At 40.7% G+C, this 14,506-nt stretch carries 11 protein-coding genes; 2 read left to right on the plus strand and 9 right to left on the minus strand.

What is annotated here, in order from left to right; translation table 11 throughout:
- The first annotated feature begins 101 nt into the window (after window positions 1-101).
- Complete coding sequence (gene yjgA / locus J8M01_RS16425; RefSeq protein ID WP_192506307.1) at window positions 102-623, plus strand: ribosome biogenesis factor YjgA; 522 nt, start codon at window positions 102-104, stop codon at window positions 621-623.
- A gap of 65 nt (window positions 624-688) precedes the next feature.
- On the opposite strand, the gene tldD is transcribed toward yjgA, so the two are convergent.
- From tldD to J8M01_RS16470, 9 genes are all read right to left on the minus strand, one after another.
- Window positions 689-2,128, minus strand: coding sequence for a metalloprotease TldD (gene tldD / locus J8M01_RS16430; protein WP_192506306.1), 1,440 nt, complete (start codon window positions 2,126-2,128; stop codon window positions 689-691).
- Window positions 2,121-2,948: a carbon-nitrogen hydrolase family protein gene (locus J8M01_RS16435; RefSeq protein ID WP_211058685.1), complete on the minus strand. Its 828-nt coding sequence runs from the start codon at window positions 2,946-2,948 to the stop codon at window positions 2,121-2,123. Before J8M01_RS16435 ends, tldD begins: the two co-directional genes overlap by 8 nt.
- A 1-nt stretch (window position 2,949) precedes the next feature.
- Window positions 2,950-6,846 carry a YhdP family protein gene (locus J8M01_RS16440; RefSeq protein ID WP_211058686.1) on the minus strand — a complete coding sequence of 1,299 codons (3,897 nt, stop codon included), beginning with the start codon at window positions 6,844-6,846 and terminating at the stop codon, window positions 2,950-2,952.
- Between the two features lie 16 nt (window positions 6,847-6,862).
- On the minus strand, window positions 6,863-8,335 hold the full coding sequence (gene rng / locus J8M01_RS16445) for a ribonuclease G (protein WP_192506303.1): 1,473 nt from the start codon (window positions 8,333-8,335) through the stop codon (window positions 6,863-6,865).
- Window positions 8,332-8,904 carry a nucleoside triphosphate pyrophosphatase gene (locus tag J8M01_RS16450; RefSeq protein WP_192506302.1) on the minus strand — a complete coding sequence of 191 codons (573 nt, stop codon included), beginning with the start codon at window positions 8,902-8,904 and terminating at the stop codon, window positions 8,332-8,334. Before J8M01_RS16450 ends, rng begins: the two co-directional genes overlap by 4 nt.
- Window positions 8,904-9,383, minus strand: coding sequence for a rod shape-determining protein MreD (gene mreD / locus J8M01_RS16455; protein WP_192506301.1), 480 nt, complete (start codon window positions 9,381-9,383; stop codon window positions 8,904-8,906). Before mreD ends, J8M01_RS16450 begins: the two co-directional genes overlap by 1 nt.
- A complete protein-coding gene (gene mreC / locus J8M01_RS16460; RefSeq protein WP_192506300.1) occupies window positions 9,376-10,218 on the minus strand; it encodes a rod shape-determining protein MreC in 843 nt (280 codons plus the stop codon). The genes mreD and mreC overlap by 8 nt, the downstream gene beginning before the upstream one ends.
- Window positions 10,218-11,261: a rod shape-determining protein gene (locus tag J8M01_RS16465; RefSeq protein ID WP_192506299.1), complete on the minus strand. Its 1,044-nt coding sequence runs from the start codon at window positions 11,259-11,261 to the stop codon at window positions 10,218-10,220. The genes mreC and J8M01_RS16465 overlap by 1 nt, the downstream gene beginning before the upstream one ends.
- A 73-nt stretch (window positions 11,262-11,334) precedes the next feature.
- Complete coding sequence (locus J8M01_RS16470; RefSeq protein WP_211058687.1) at window positions 11,335-13,362, minus strand: formylglycine-generating enzyme family protein; 2,028 nt, start codon at window positions 13,360-13,362, stop codon at window positions 11,335-11,337.
- A 214-nt stretch (window positions 13,363-13,576) separates the two neighbouring features.
- Between J8M01_RS16470 and J8M01_RS16475 the strand changes: the two genes are divergently transcribed.
- Window positions 13,577-14,485: a pyridoxal-phosphate dependent enzyme gene (locus J8M01_RS16475; RefSeq protein ID WP_211058688.1), complete on the plus strand. Its 909-nt coding sequence runs from the start codon at window positions 13,577-13,579 to the stop codon at window positions 14,483-14,485.
- Window positions 14,486-14,506: the final 21 nt, after the last annotated feature.

Consider the following 14,506-nt stretch of genomic DNA (forward strand, 5'->3'; position numbering starts at 1 on the left):
TTAATGCTAACACACATCACGATTATCGCCCCATTCAAGCAAAGCTTTTCCAACTTATAATTGGTATACTTAGCACAAATAGATTCCGACTAGTTTGAACCATGGCTAAGAAAAAGAAACCCGAAATTGAAGAAGAAATTATTTACGTTTCCAAAAGTGAACTGAAACGTGATGCCCAACAGTATCAGCAACTTGCTCTCGACTTAGCCAGCATGGCAAAAAAGCAACGTGATAAACTTCCCCTAACAGAAGACTTGCTGCAAGCAATGGTTGTCGCTGATAAGATTAGAGCGAAAAGTGAAGCTTATCGTAGACATATGAACTACATCACTAAAACGCTAAGAACGACTGAAAACATCGCAGAAATAGAAGCTGCGATTGATTTAATGCTGAATAAAAATAATCAAGCAGATGTGCTTCTCAATAAGATTGAACTTGTGAGAGACGAGTTAATCCAACAAGGTGACTCAAAAATTAACGAGCTACTCGTCGAATTCCCCAGTTTAGAACGCCAGAAAATGCGCCAACTCGTTCGTCAGGCCAAAAAAGAGTCCGATGCTGAAAAGCCAGCAAAAGGATTTAAAGAACTATTCCAATACTTAAAAGAAACCATGATGCCTTAGTTCGTATCTTTAAGCATAAAAAAACCAACCGATGCTGGTTTTTTTATGCTTAATATCAAACTAAATTACGCCGTTCCACCCACCGTAATTTCATCAATTTTTAAACTTGGCTGGCCAACCCCCACGGGGACACTTTGACCATCTTTACCACACACCCCAACACCTCTATCGAGTTGTAAGTCATTACCAACCATTGAAACTTTGTGCATCACATCAGGTCCGTTACCTATCAAGGTTGCACCTTTAATCGGTCGCGTTATTTTTCCATTCTCAATCAAATACGCTTCAGAGGCAGAAAATACAAATTTACCAGATGTAATATCAACTTGCCCACCGCCAAAATTAGACGCAAAGATTCCCTTTTTAACACTACTAATTATATCTGCTGGCGTATCCTCACCAGGTAACATATACGTGTTGGTCATTCTTGGCATTGGCAAATGTGCATAAGACTCCCTGCGTCCATTGCCCGTTGGCGCAACGCCCATTAAACGTGCATTCAGCTTATCTTGCATGTATCCCTTTAAGATACCTTTTTCAATTAAAACATTATATGCAGCAGGCGTTCCCTCATCGTCCACATTTAAAGATCCTCGACGGTCTGCGAGGGTACCATCATCTACAACAGTACACAGTTCTGAAGCCACCTGTTGACCTACTTTGCCACTAAATGCAGATGCCTCTTTTCGGTTAAAGTCGCCCTCTAAGCCATGCCCAACGGCTTCATGTAATAATACTCCTGGCCAGCCAGCACCCAATACCACTGGCATAGCACCTGCTGGTGCATCTACAGCCTCCAAGTTAACACGCGCCATACGCACCGCTTCTTCTGCATACTCTAGCCAACGTGGCTTCCCGTCCACTAACTCTTTAAAATAACCGTAGTCTAATCGAGCTCCACCACCGGCACCACCACGTTCTCGACGACCATTTTTTTCCAGTAATACAGAACAATTAAGTCGAATCAATGGACGAATGTCGGTTGCAAAAGTTCCATCACTCGCTGCTATAAGTACTTCTTCATATACCGCTGAAATTGAACTAACAACTTGCTGGGCATCAGGGGCTATATCTCTAATATGTGCTTCAATTTCACGTAACAGTGCAACTTTATCAGCATCCGCCATCTTAGTGATTGGCTGTACAGCTGCAAATTGCTGCTTTACGGCTATATCGCTAAATACTTGAACTTTTTTAGATTCACCCGATTGTGCAATGCTGCGTGCGGCCATTGCAGCTTTACTTAAAGCATCAAAGTTAATCGCATCTGAATATGAGAAACCCGTTTTCTCTCCTGATAATGCCCTAACTCCCACGCCCCTCTCAATGTTATAGCTACCGTCTTTAACGATGCCATCTTCTAAGACCCAAGTTTCGTTATAACTCGATTGAAAATATAAGTCTGCATAATCCACTTGATGTTGGTGAATGTAATTTAGCGTTTGTTCAAGCTGCTCTCTGGTCAATTGACTATCAGCTAACAAATGTTGTTCAACATTATTCATAAAATTCACTCTTAAATCGATTATGTGCCAATACTGGCATTTTAGTTCTGATTTGCATGAGTTCTACCAAATCAATATCAGATTGGATCACTTTAGGTGCTTTTCCTGCATCGGCAAGTACCGTACCCCATGGTGATAATATTAGGCTATGTCCGAAGGTTTTGCGGCCATTTTCGTGTACCCCTGTTTGCGCAGCAGCAATAACATAACACTGAGTTTCAATTGCACGAGCTTGTAATAATGGTTGCCAATGCGCAACTCCTGTTACCACTGTGAATGCACTTGGGACCAATAAAAGCTGCGCTCCTTGCTCCACCATCATATGGTAAAGACCGGCAAAGCGCACATCATAACATACACTTAAGCCTATTTTTCCAAACGGGCTATCAACCACAACAACATCTCGACCTGCCACTGTGTGTGTTGATTCTCTATACCCTGTCGAACCATCATCAACGTCTACATCAAATAAATGTATTTTATTGTACTGGGCTACAATATTTCCCTTATCGTTCAGCAATATACTTGCAGCATAATACTGTCCATATTTATAAGGTAACGCGATTGTGCCAGCTGCAAGCCAAATTCCGTAATGTTGGCAAAGCAATTTAAGTTTTTCAATCCATTGCCAATTAGACTCACTCAATGCCAAAGTATCACTGCTTGTATGACTAAATGCCAGCCAACTTTCAGGCAAACACACCAATGTTGGAGAAGATATTTCGAGTAATTCTAATTGCTTTGATAGATAAGCAAAATTCACTTCGGGATCGACACTCGAGCACATTTGTATTGCCACAACTTGCGGAACCGTTCGCATTTTATACGCCTTTCTCTGAACGGTTGATAAAAAGCACTTTATCAACCTCTTTGCGTTGCAATACTGCTGCGTCGCTTTGCGATGATTGAGGAGGCGTATTTTGGGCTGCCTGGGGCAATTCCACTTCTCGGCTTTTTCGATTAATCTCAGTAACCACGGGCTCATCCATTGTCCCTGTTACCTTAAATTTAATTTCAGAAATGACCCGTGCCGAATGAATCACTTTATCTAGTGCCAGCGCAGCCAACCCTGTGACAGGGTTCACCATCCAAGCAACTATGACGGGCAAACTTGATGTAACTTGTGGTGCTACGGCGAGATCATAATTAATTTCTTGCGTATTTAAGTTTGCATACCCTTGAATACTCAAATCTGCAGGCACACCATCCATCCTGGTATCTTTGGTATATGCAATCCCTTGTTCTAATTGTACTGTTCCCTGCATTTTATTGTAGAAAAAGCCTTTCGAAAATACATCTCTAAAATCTAATTTTAACTTACGTACCAATGAGTCTAAGCTCAATAAAGAAAAAACCCGAGCACCTTGATCACTTATTTCAGTCAAGTGTCCATCACCGAGCTCCCAGTTTATTTCTCCGCCTAAACTAGCAGTATGTAAATCAAACGGTGCTCCCGACCAATGCAGTTGATAGCCGATATTCGCTTTTGAATCCTTTATGGTTGACGTTAAGTCAAACTCATCAAATAGCTCACCAATATCTTTACTATTCATGATCCCATCAACACGGGTAATGCCATCGAACCATTGCCCTTGACCTCGTAATACATGATCTCCTTTATCAATAACCAACTCTGGTACAACTAGTTTATTGCCGTCACCAAATAACGAGATTGAAACAGCATCCAGTTGATAATTATCAATTCGGCAATCTGAACAGTTAAAAGCAATAGCTGGTAAACGCGCTAACCAACTCAGGTCTTCGGGAGGGTTAGATAGCAAAATCTCAGTTTGATCTTCTGTTTGTTTATTTTTAGGTAAGTTCAACCTAAGATAATCTGTATCAATAGCAATTGGACGACTTGAACCTCCTGACGGCAACAGTACTTGGGCACGTAATTCTTTTGCATTGAGACGCATTGTCATCCCATCGATACTCGGCTCTAAGCGCATTTCGAAATCATTAAACGAAACGCCCTCCATATCAACTTTGCCTATTTCAGCCCTAATTGCACTTAATGGAGGTAATAATGGAGTTTGGCTCGCTGGCTTATCCCTTAAGTCAATCAAACGATCAATGAACGGGATCCAAGGTTTAAGCAATAATTCAGGTTGAGTTATTGATACTCTAAAATCTTGCTGCGCCAGTCCCTTATCATGCGCTCCTGAAATGATATGCGCATTACTCAAGGCACCTGTTTCATTATCCAAAATTGCGTTGAAAAATAAAGAATTATCAATATTTGCAGTAATTAAATTTGATATATCATCGCCTTGAACTATGCCTTTTAATGGCCTAACGCTGCCTATTTCTTTTCGATACGGTAACGGAAAGTTACTCGTCATACCGACTAAATCTGATGAAAACACCGCCGTGTAGTTAAATGATTGCTCATTAAAAACTAAACTAATATCTGTCATTAAATCGGTTTCACCTAATAGATAACCATCGAGTAAACCTTCACTATAGGGTAACAACTTGTCGCTTTGCGCTAACAAGCTGGTCGAGATATCAACTTGGTATCTTGTCTCATTACCATCGCCACTAACACTAAATTCTAACGGCATACCCAGCCAAGTCGCTGTCGCATCTGAAATAGAAATCACATCATCAGAAAACTTTAAAACTGTATTAACGTGTTCAAGTTGCAGCCCAGGTTTTGACAAATAAATTGGCAGATCACGCAACGTGACCTCCCCTGATGCCAGTACATTTAAATCATGTAAATCAATTTTTAGTCCAATATTACCTGTCACCCCCCCGTGTCCTTGGACGATATTCAATACTTCAACTAATGGATCTTTCAATGGTGTTGCAGTAAAAAAAGTCTGTAACGTTTGCGCAGCTGTCGTATGGTTGATATCAACCATAAGTTCATTTGCTTCATCTAAGTTGGCAATACTCACCACAACCGAATTATCAATCTGCTGATTGATTAACTGCCCCGTATGGGCATAAATATCCATTCTCTCATTAGCAAAATGCAATGTAACATCTGCATTTTTTATTGCTGGCCACTGTGGCGCAAATGCAAATTCGGCATTATCAATCTTGGAAACCACATCAAATTGACCTTGACCATTACTAAAAGGGAAATCCGTTAATCGCCCAGAAAATAGCACTTGAGACTCACGATGAAATCCACCCAAAATAGCATCATTCAAGTACTTTATTAAACTCTGCTTCATCAGCGTCTGAGGAAAGTAATGACCAGCCACTTCAGCACTGCCGCCGAGCACCTCAACATATAAATCCAATTCAGGCTGCTCAGTAAGATTTAAATGCATTTCTCCTGCAATGGTTAAGTCATCATTATCAAACCATAATGAATCACTCAGTATATGCCAATTGTTATTGTCTTTAAAAAACTGCAACTCCAGATTGAGTTGGTTGTAACTCAAAGACTTATCAAATAGACCTGAGGTCTGAAATTGTGCATTTTCAGAAAATATCGAAACGGCGCCTTTATCTTGGTTAACGGTTAACTCAAGTCGTATGTTATCAGCACCGGGAATCCCCCCAACTTGCCGCCAAGCAATATCTCGTCCACCTAGCCATAATGCAAAATTTTGCTCTGTATTTGACTCAAACCTTCCCTCAACCATACCATGAGGCTTATGCCTAGCAATTCGCTCAGTGAAGTCAAAATTAGTGAGAGCACCTAAATCAGATAAAAGCTCTAAGCTGACGTTAGTAAACCAAACTTGTTGTTGCTTAGCGTTAAATTCACCTTGAATTTGAGTCTTCAAGTACGGCTCATCATTATAAAGCAATTGTAATGGCGTGGTATTTAGCTCCCAAGCCAATGCTTGCTTAGAGGGTGCCAACAACACTTGCCCTGACGCTAACTCAATCCGTTCACTTTGCCCGTTATCTAACCATTTGATGTAACTTGGTAGCCAGTTAACATGTACATCGTCAAGCTCACCTTCTTTCATCGAGAGCCATAGTTCACCATTGAGTTCTGTATGGATCCCTACCTTGGCTTTATTTAAATATTGCGTAAGCCAATCAGTTACATCCACTTTTGAAGCACGCAAGTAAACTTGTCCACTTAATTCTCTCAGTCTCTCACCGGTAAAAGACAGCCTTGCTGAGTAATGGCCTTGTGAAAAACCAGGAATACTTACTTCCCCCACACCTTGATGGGCTGTGGGACTATTTTGCCACGTAATATCTTCAAGCAATAATGTGTGCCTAAGCCCTAAGTCAGTGACTAAATTCAATTGGCTTTTTTGAATTGAAAAGTGTCCAGTTTCACCTAAGAATAAACTTTCAATTAATGATTGTTGTTCAAACTCACTATCGTCATTTGATTTTAACTTATTGAGCTCTTGTAAGTTCACATCGGCAACAAAGCCATTAAGTACGAAGTAATCTGAACGCAATTGCCAGTTTTTAAGTGACTCGACCACATTCAGTTGCAAACTGGTCTTTGCAATACTTAAAGCAATCGGTGCATTTTGATTATCTTCAAACGTAAGGTTTTCGAGCACCAGTGCAGGGCCAGTACCTTGCCAGCTAGCGCTAATAGCACCAATGGCTAAGTCAACACCAAATTGTTTATTAATGAGTGTTTCAATGTCATGTTTATAATCATTTGCGTACGGTAAAGTATATTTTAATAGCGATACCAACACAGCCATAACGACCAGTGCTACAGCAAATATTTGCCACACTTTTCTGAAACAAAAAAAGCAAATCTTTTTAGCTTGCATTTAACCCCGTGCCGCCTTACATCATGACAACATCAAATTGTTCTTGACTGTATAAACTCTCTATTTGAATACTGACTGGTTTTCCAATGAATAGTTCCAATTCAGCCAAGTTATGATACTCATCGTTTGTCAGTGCTTCACTCACAGCGGGTGAAGCATATACCATGAATTTATCTGAATCATATGCTCTATTTACCCGAACAATTTCACGCAAGATCTCATAACAAACCGTTTCAACTGTTTTTAATGATCCTCTACCAGAGCATGCTGGACACACCCCACACAGAATATGCTCTAAACTTTCACGCGTACGTTTACGTGTCATTTCAACTAGGCCAAGTGCTGACAATCCATTTATATTTGCCTTTGCTCGATCTTTTGCGAGTGCCGTTTCCAAAGAATGCAAAACTCGACGTTTATGCTCGTCTGATATCATATCTATAAAGTCGATAATAATAATGCCGCCCAGATTTCTTAACCTAAGCTGACGAGCGATCGCGGAGGTAGCTTCAACATTTGTGTTAAAAATGGTTTCTTCTAAATTCCTATGTCCTACAAAGGCTCCGGTATTCACATCAACCGTCGTCATTGCCTCAGTTTGATCAATGATCAAATAACCACCTGACTTCAAATCAACTTTTCGATGCAAAGCCTTTTGAATCTCACTTTCGACATCAAACAGATCAAAGATTGGCCGCTCACCAGGATAATATTCAAGCACTTGTGCAAGCAGTGGGACAAATTCTTCGGTAAATTCTTTTAGCTCTTGATAAGTCAGCTTAGAATCAACACGAATACGCTCCATGTCTTCACCAACATAATCCCGTAGCGTTCGAAAAGCGAGTGTCAAATCTTCATGTAGAATACTGGCTTTACTAGCTTTTTTTCTTCGACTCACTATTTTTTGCCACAGTTTTTTTAGAAACTGTGCATCATGTTGTAATTCCGCTTCAGTAGCACCTTCTGCCGCGGTGCGAACAATAAAACCACCATTTTCATCATTATAGTGCGAGACAATCTTTTTTAATCGACTGCGTTCTTCTTCTGTTTCTATTCGCTGACTCACGCCTACATGAGTCGCATCTGGCATAAAGACCAAATAACGAGAAGGAATTGTTATATCTGTTGTTAATCTCGCTCCTTTGGTGCCGAGTGGGTCTTTCACCACTTGTACCATAATAAATTGGCCTTGCTTAACCAACTCTCGTATATCTTGAACTTTTTTTACTGGCTGATCATCCACCCCTTCTTCAAAAGAAGCACTATTGACGATATCTGAAGCATGTAAAAATGCTGCTTTTTCCAAACCAATATCCACAAATGCAGCTTGCATACCCGGTAAAACGCGGCTTACTTTGCCAAAATAAATATTACCAACAATACCTAAATTGCCTATACGCTCAACTTGAACTTCTTGGAGAACACCATTTTCAATTAGTGCAACACGACTCTCACTCGGCGTAACATTAATCAGTAATTCACTACTCATGTTATCTCCACTACAAATTGTTGGACTAATGCCTCGGTCTCATATAAAGGTAAGCCGACAACGGCAAAATAGCTACCTGATATATTGGTTACAAAACGCCCACCTAGACCTTGAATACCATAACCACCCGCTTTATCTTGAGGCTCATTACTTAACCAATAATCACTCATTTCCAATTCACTTAGTGTTTTAAAGGTTACATCTGTACTCACAACTGAGCTAATCACCCGCTCCTCTGTTGCCAATGCAATAGCGGTCAATACTTGGTGTGTACGGCCAGATAAACGCTGCATTGTCGCCATAAAGTTATCTTTATCAATAGGCTTGCCCAGTGCATCACCATCGATGACAACAACCGTGTCACTACCTAAAACTGGCCGATCAATATACCCCATAGCGACGCCCGATTGGGCTTTTAGTATTGCCAGTCGTTCGACATATTCTAACGCTGATTCATATGGCAACTGCGTTTCATCTGCATCAACACTAAACTGTTCAAATTCATAGCCCAATTGAGTAAGTAATTGCTTTCGTCTTGCTGAAGCTGACGCTAAATATAAAGGGATCATTAACGAATCCTAAATTGGCGTCGATATTTACGGAGCAGTAAAAAAATCCAGGGCCAACATAACATGCCCGTAAAGGCTGGCCATAAATAGTGTGGACTGAAATAAATATCGAGCAGAAAGTGATTTAGCCAAAACTGCAATAAATGATATAAGGTCAAAAACAACCCGATCAAAACTGCTTGTTGCCAAATTGAGAAATTGCGGATTTTTTGGAAATTACTCACGGTAATATAAATACATACAGAATATGTTAAAGAATTTACGCCCAGTGGTGAACCCATAGCCAAATCTATAACTAAACCCGTTATCCAGGCCCAGCCTATATTGACGCGATGTGGCACCGCAAGAGACCAATACATCAATACTAATAATACCCAATCAGGTCGAAACGGTTCAGCCGAAATTGGTAATGGCATTAATGCCATTACCAAAGCAAAAAAGATACTTAAAGCAACTAAAAAATAACTACGTTTAATCATTACTTAATGTCTCTTGTGCTGACTTTCCTAATACAACCAATAAACGAATTCGATCTAGCTGTGCCACTGGTTCCGCATACACTTGTGCAAACGGCAAACCTTCATCTCTATTGATATTTGTCACCACAGCAACAGGGTACCCTTCAGGAAAAACCCCTCCAAGTCCCGAGGTAACCAATACATCTCCGATACGTACATCTAAACTATGTGGTACATGAGATAATTTGAGGCTATTTATTTTACCAATACCTTCAATCACCGTCCGCACGTCATTACGCAAAATTCGCACTGGGGTTGCATGAGTGATATCTGTCATCAACAGTACTCTAGAGGTCGTTGTACCAACTTGTGCAAGCTGACCCACCACTCCCATCTCATCAATAACAGCTTGGCCTTCCGTAATACCATCAATTGTTCCCCTGTTAACCACCACTTGATGGCTATAAGGGTTTGAATGTACTGAGAGAACCTGAGCGATAAGCCGAGTATTACTCTGACGAGCTGATGCATTCAATAAGGCTCGAAGTTCTTGATTTTCTTTTTTCAGAAATGCCAGCTGTTGAAGTTGCTCGCTTTGTAACAGCTGCTTTTCTTTCAAGAGATTATTTTCTTGCCTGAGTTGATCCCGTGTGTGCAAGCTTTTAGCACCAATATCAAAAATCTCATAGGGAACATTTGCGAAATACAATAACGGACTCACTAAAGTGTGTAAGCTCGTTCTCACGAGTGTGCCACCTTGAGTATAACGATCCCCAAAGATTAATAGCACACTCAGCACAACTGCGACAGACAGTCGCAGTTGTAATGAAATAGTACGCCCAAAGAGTAAATTCATTAGTCGTAGCTAAATACGTCACCACCATGCATATCTATCATTTCTAGTGCTTTACCACCCCCTCTAGCAACACAAGTCAGAGGATCATCAGCAACAACAACAGGTATGCCTGTTTCTTCCATAAGTAGGCGATCAAGATCTTTAAGTAACGCACCACCTCCAGTTAATACCATTCCATGAGCAGAAATATCTGACGCCAGTTCTGGTGGAGATTGTTCAAGCGCAACCATAACAGCGCTCACAATCCCCATTAAAGGTTCTTGCAAAGCCTCTAATATTTCATGAGAATTTAAAGTAAATGAGCGTGGCACTCCTTCAGCAAGATTACGACCCCGAACTTCAAGTTCAATCGGCTCTTCACTTTTAAATGCAGATCCTATTTCATGTTTTATATGTTCAGCAGTCGCTTCACCAATTAAGCTCCCGAAGTTACGACGAACATAGTTAATAATACCTTCATCAAACTTATCGCCACCAATGCGAACTGATGATGAATAAACCACACCATTTAAAGAAATGATAGCAACCTCGGTCGTACCTCCACCAATATCAACAACCATTGATCCTGTTGCTTCTGAGACGGGAAGACCTGCACCAATTGCCGCAGCCATTGGCTCTTCAATTAAATAAACTTCACGTGCCCCAGCCCCCATTGCAGATTCACGAATGGCACGTTTTTCCACTTGTGTTGCTCCGCATGGAACACAAATCAATACTCTCGGACTCGGACGCATAAAGTTATTGTTATGCACCTGTTTAATAAAGTGCTGCAGCATTTTTTCAGTAACATAGAAATCAGCAATGACACCATCTTTCATAGGCCTAATTGCTTTAATATTACCAGGTGTTCTACCTAACATTTGTTTCGCGGCGGTACCTACCGATGCAACACTTTTAGGACCACCAGCACGTTCTTGGCGTATCGCGACAACGGAAGGTTCATTCAATACAATGCCTTCCTCTTTTACATATATCAAAGTATTGGCCGTACCTAAATCAATAGATAGGTCATTAGAAAATAATCCACGTAATTTTTTAAACATGAGGCTGGGTAACCTTACAGAAATACTTTTAAGTCAAGTGGCAAACAATTCTGCCACCCATCGTAATTGTTATTTATCGCTCTCGAACTAATCGAAAACCAATATAATTTGCTCTAAAGTCAGCAGCAAGTGCTAACCGAGTCGACACTCGAGCCAAGCTAGGTGCAAAGTTCCAAGCACCACCTCTGACCGTGACATCATCTTGTGACGCGCGCTTTTGAGTCCATTCCCACACATTCCCAACAGTGTCATACAAACCATAGTTGTTTGGTGGAAACTCACCAACAGGGGCTGCACTCTTATTCGAGTACTCACTACCACACCAACCACAATTTGCTAAATTTTTACCAATTTCATTGCCCCATGGGTATTCTGATGCTGTACTTGCTCTCGCTGCATACTCCCACTCAACTTCATTGGGCAAGCGAAACTGTTGTCCTTTTTCTCCCGATAACCAATTCGCATACGCTTTTGCATCTTCATACGAAACGCATACCACAGGGAAGTTATCTGCTTGTTTAAAGCCTGGGTTATTCCAGTTGTAATCAAGTTCCCATATTGGCTCACCATTTTTATAATAAGCACAACCTTTGCCTTTTTCAGCTTCAGTTTGGTAACCCGTACTGGTGATGAACGACCTAAATTGTGCAACGGTGACTTCCGTATTTTGCATAGCATATGAATTGCTCAGCACCTTCTCAACTACAGGTCTCTCATTTGCCAAACCATTACCAGTCAAATCTCCCATCTTAAAAGTACCTGCTGGAATAATCACAATTCCATTGTTACTTGCTGATGTAACTGTCGACGTGGCTAATTTGATAGGTTTGGTATTTTGCTCACTTTTCGGTGTCGGTGCAGCAATCGACTCAGGCTTTTTTGATAGCCGAGCATTTATCGTTTGCGCTTTGCGAATATTAACTTGCGCTTTATATGGCTGATATCCTAACTTTCTGACTTCAATATCGTGAATGCCCTTAGGGACTTTTACGGTTAACTTTGTTGAACCATAGCTCACACCATTTATAAAAACTTCATCGTCATATACATTTGAGCGTAACGTAACCGAAACTGAGTTAACTTCAGGAGATGGTGTTGATTTCGTATTTGCAACTCGAGGTGTATTGACCTCTATAATAGGCTGTTGTTGAACCTTAGCAACTTCAACTTGCCCTATGTTATCTGTTGAATCTTTAAACGTTAACTGCGTGTCACTAAATGTTGTGGGATAGCTTGCTTGATATCCCATAGACAATGGGGTGCCATATTCAGAACAAAAACGATTATCTAAATTTAACAGGCTACAAAGACGACTATTATTCATGTCTCCACGCATGGTCACACTTAGATTAACACTATAATTCCCCTGCCCACTAAAGGCACTACCTACCACATGGCTATTTACCACTTGGACCTGTGCCCCCGCAATATTGCGTTTTGGTTCAACAATGCGTTGTTCTGTCAAATTAGCAAACACCTGATCAATAAAGCGCTTAGTTGCTTTTTGTAGTCCGAGCTGTTGCCCACGTTGCTCGCACGCTGCCAATGTCTCAGTACGCTTACAATTAATGGTATGTTCTACCTCTAGTGTACCTTCACGCGTAAATTCATTTCGCAACCGCTCAACTCGCGCCGTGCTTAACTGGTCTTTCAAGCTTTCGAGTGTATTGACTAATGTGTGCTTAGTAATTCTGATTTGTTCGATATCTTTACGATGTGATGCAATCGCCGCCAACTGCATCGAAATATCATCTTTATTCTGCTTATGTGTTGCCACAGCTTGTTGATAACGAGTTTGCGCGGCTGTGATGTCAATTGAAGGATCATCAATTAAGCGTCTGTACAATTCATTCATTGCATCTAACGCCTGGTTTTTTTCTTTGTCTAACTCAGATGAACGTGTACGCAACAAAGCTAACTGTGACTGTAACCGAGCTTCTTCACTAATATGCTTATCTAATATTTGCGTATAGTTATCTAACTCAGTTTGCTTTACAGCTAACTCTGACTCAACGGCATTAACGGTAGCTGTATCCTGCGCAAAAACACCGGCAGCCATCAAAGTGGCAGTGACAAAAAAAGATAAAGGAGCAATTCGCATATATTCCATTCCCAAAAGCGGCAATTATTTGGTCGTTGTTATTTTTTATAATTAAGGCTTTATGCTATGTACTTACAAGGTAAAACACAAGCTTTGAGCAATTAATATCTCAGTTTACCCCTATTGCCTAGTTCGTTGCCAGTATTCTATTGAGATTTTCATTCTATATAGGAGGTTTGTTACACTTATCACACTTAAAATCAGAGATATGTCTATGCGCCCTCTTCAATTTGATTGGCCTGAGTCACCAATACAGCAGGTAACCTCACCCATCATACAAAAACAGCAGATCACATTAAACATTAAACGTGATGACTTGTTACACCCAACAATTAGTGGCAACAAATGGCGCAAACTTAAATACAACCTAAAAGAAATGCAAAAAAACAATAAAAACGCATTTTTAACGTTTTCAGGACCATTTTCTAATCATCTATATGCCGCAGGAATGGCTGCTAGACTATATAACATTCAAGGGAATATTATTATCCGAGGACCCAATATTGATGAATTAAACCCAACTATCAAAATGGCTCGAGCCTGTAAATTGCATTTATATCCGGTAAATAGACTCACGTATCGGCAACGTAATGAACCCGCCTATCAAAACGAATTACGTAATACATTCCCGCATTGTCACTTAATCCCAGAAGGTGGGAGTAATCATGCCGCACTTGAGGGGGTCAAAGAGCTCGCAGGTAGTCTCAATAATACAGATTATATTGTCTGTGCTACAGGCAGTGGTGGAACTCTTGCCGGACTCATTAGTGGTACTCCTGAAAGCACACACCTAATCGGAGTCGCTGTTTTAAAAAACGCCGAATACCTTCGACAAGACATCATTAAGTTAAATCCCAACGCTGCCATTCAACATAATTGGCAATTATTATGTGATCATCACGATGGTGGCTATGGTAAGTTCTCCAAAACGCTATGGTTCTTTTGTAAAAAGATGAAACACGTATATAACCTTCCATTGGAGCCTATTTACACAGGAAAAGCATTTTACGCACTATGGAACCTCATTGAACAAGGATATTTCCCTGCCCATAGTCATATCACATTTATACACACTGGCGGACTACAAGGTCTAGACGGGCTCAGGTATCGAGATATGATCTAAACTGACAATAAAGCATTAACT

The sequence above is a fragment of the Pseudoalteromonas sp. MMG005 genome (genome assembly GCF_018101015.1).
Classification (GTDB): Bacteria; Pseudomonadota; Gammaproteobacteria; order Enterobacterales; family Alteromonadaceae; genus Pseudoalteromonas; species Pseudoalteromonas aurantia.

Bases quoted from the DNA above. Each gene is read 5' to 3' on its own strand.
- J8M01_RS16450 (WP_192506302.1), bottom strand. From the start codon at position 8,904: ATGATCCCTTTATATTTAGCGTCAGCTTCAGCAAGACGAAAGCAATTA.
- tldD (WP_192506306.1), bottom strand. From the start codon at position 2,128: ATGAATAATGTTGAACAACATTTGTTAGCTGATAGTCAATTGACCAGA.
- J8M01_RS16435 (WP_211058685.1), bottom strand. From the start codon at position 2,948: ATGCGAACGGTTCCGCAAGTTGTGGCAATACAAATGTGCTCGAGTGTC.
- J8M01_RS16470 (WP_211058687.1), bottom strand. From the start codon at position 13,362: ATGCGAATTGCTCCTTTATCTTTTTTTGTCACTGCCACTTTGATGGCT.
- J8M01_RS16465 (WP_192506299.1), bottom strand. From the start codon at position 11,261: ATGTTTAAAAAATTACGTGGATTATTTTCTAATGACCTATCTATTGAT.
- J8M01_RS16440 (WP_211058686.1), bottom strand. From the start codon at position 6,846: ATGCAAGCTAAAAAGATTTGCTTTTTTTGTTTCAGAAAAGTGTGGCAA.
- mreD (WP_192506301.1), bottom strand. From the start codon at position 9,383: ATGATTAAACGTAGTTATTTTTTAGTTGCTTTAAGTATCTTTTTTGCT.
- yjgA (WP_192506307.1), top strand. From the start codon at position 102: ATGGCTAAGAAAAAGAAACCCGAAATTGAAGAAGAAATTATTTACGTT.
- mreC (WP_192506300.1), bottom strand. From the start codon at position 10,218: ATGAATTTACTCTTTGGGCGTACTATTTCATTACAACTGCGACTGTCT.
- J8M01_RS16475 (WP_211058688.1), top strand. From the start codon at position 13,577: ATGCGCCCTCTTCAATTTGATTGGCCTGAGTCACCAATACAGCAGGTA.
- rng (WP_192506303.1), bottom strand. From the start codon at position 8,335: ATGAGTAGTGAATTACTGATTAATGTTACGCCGAGTGAGAGTCGTGTT.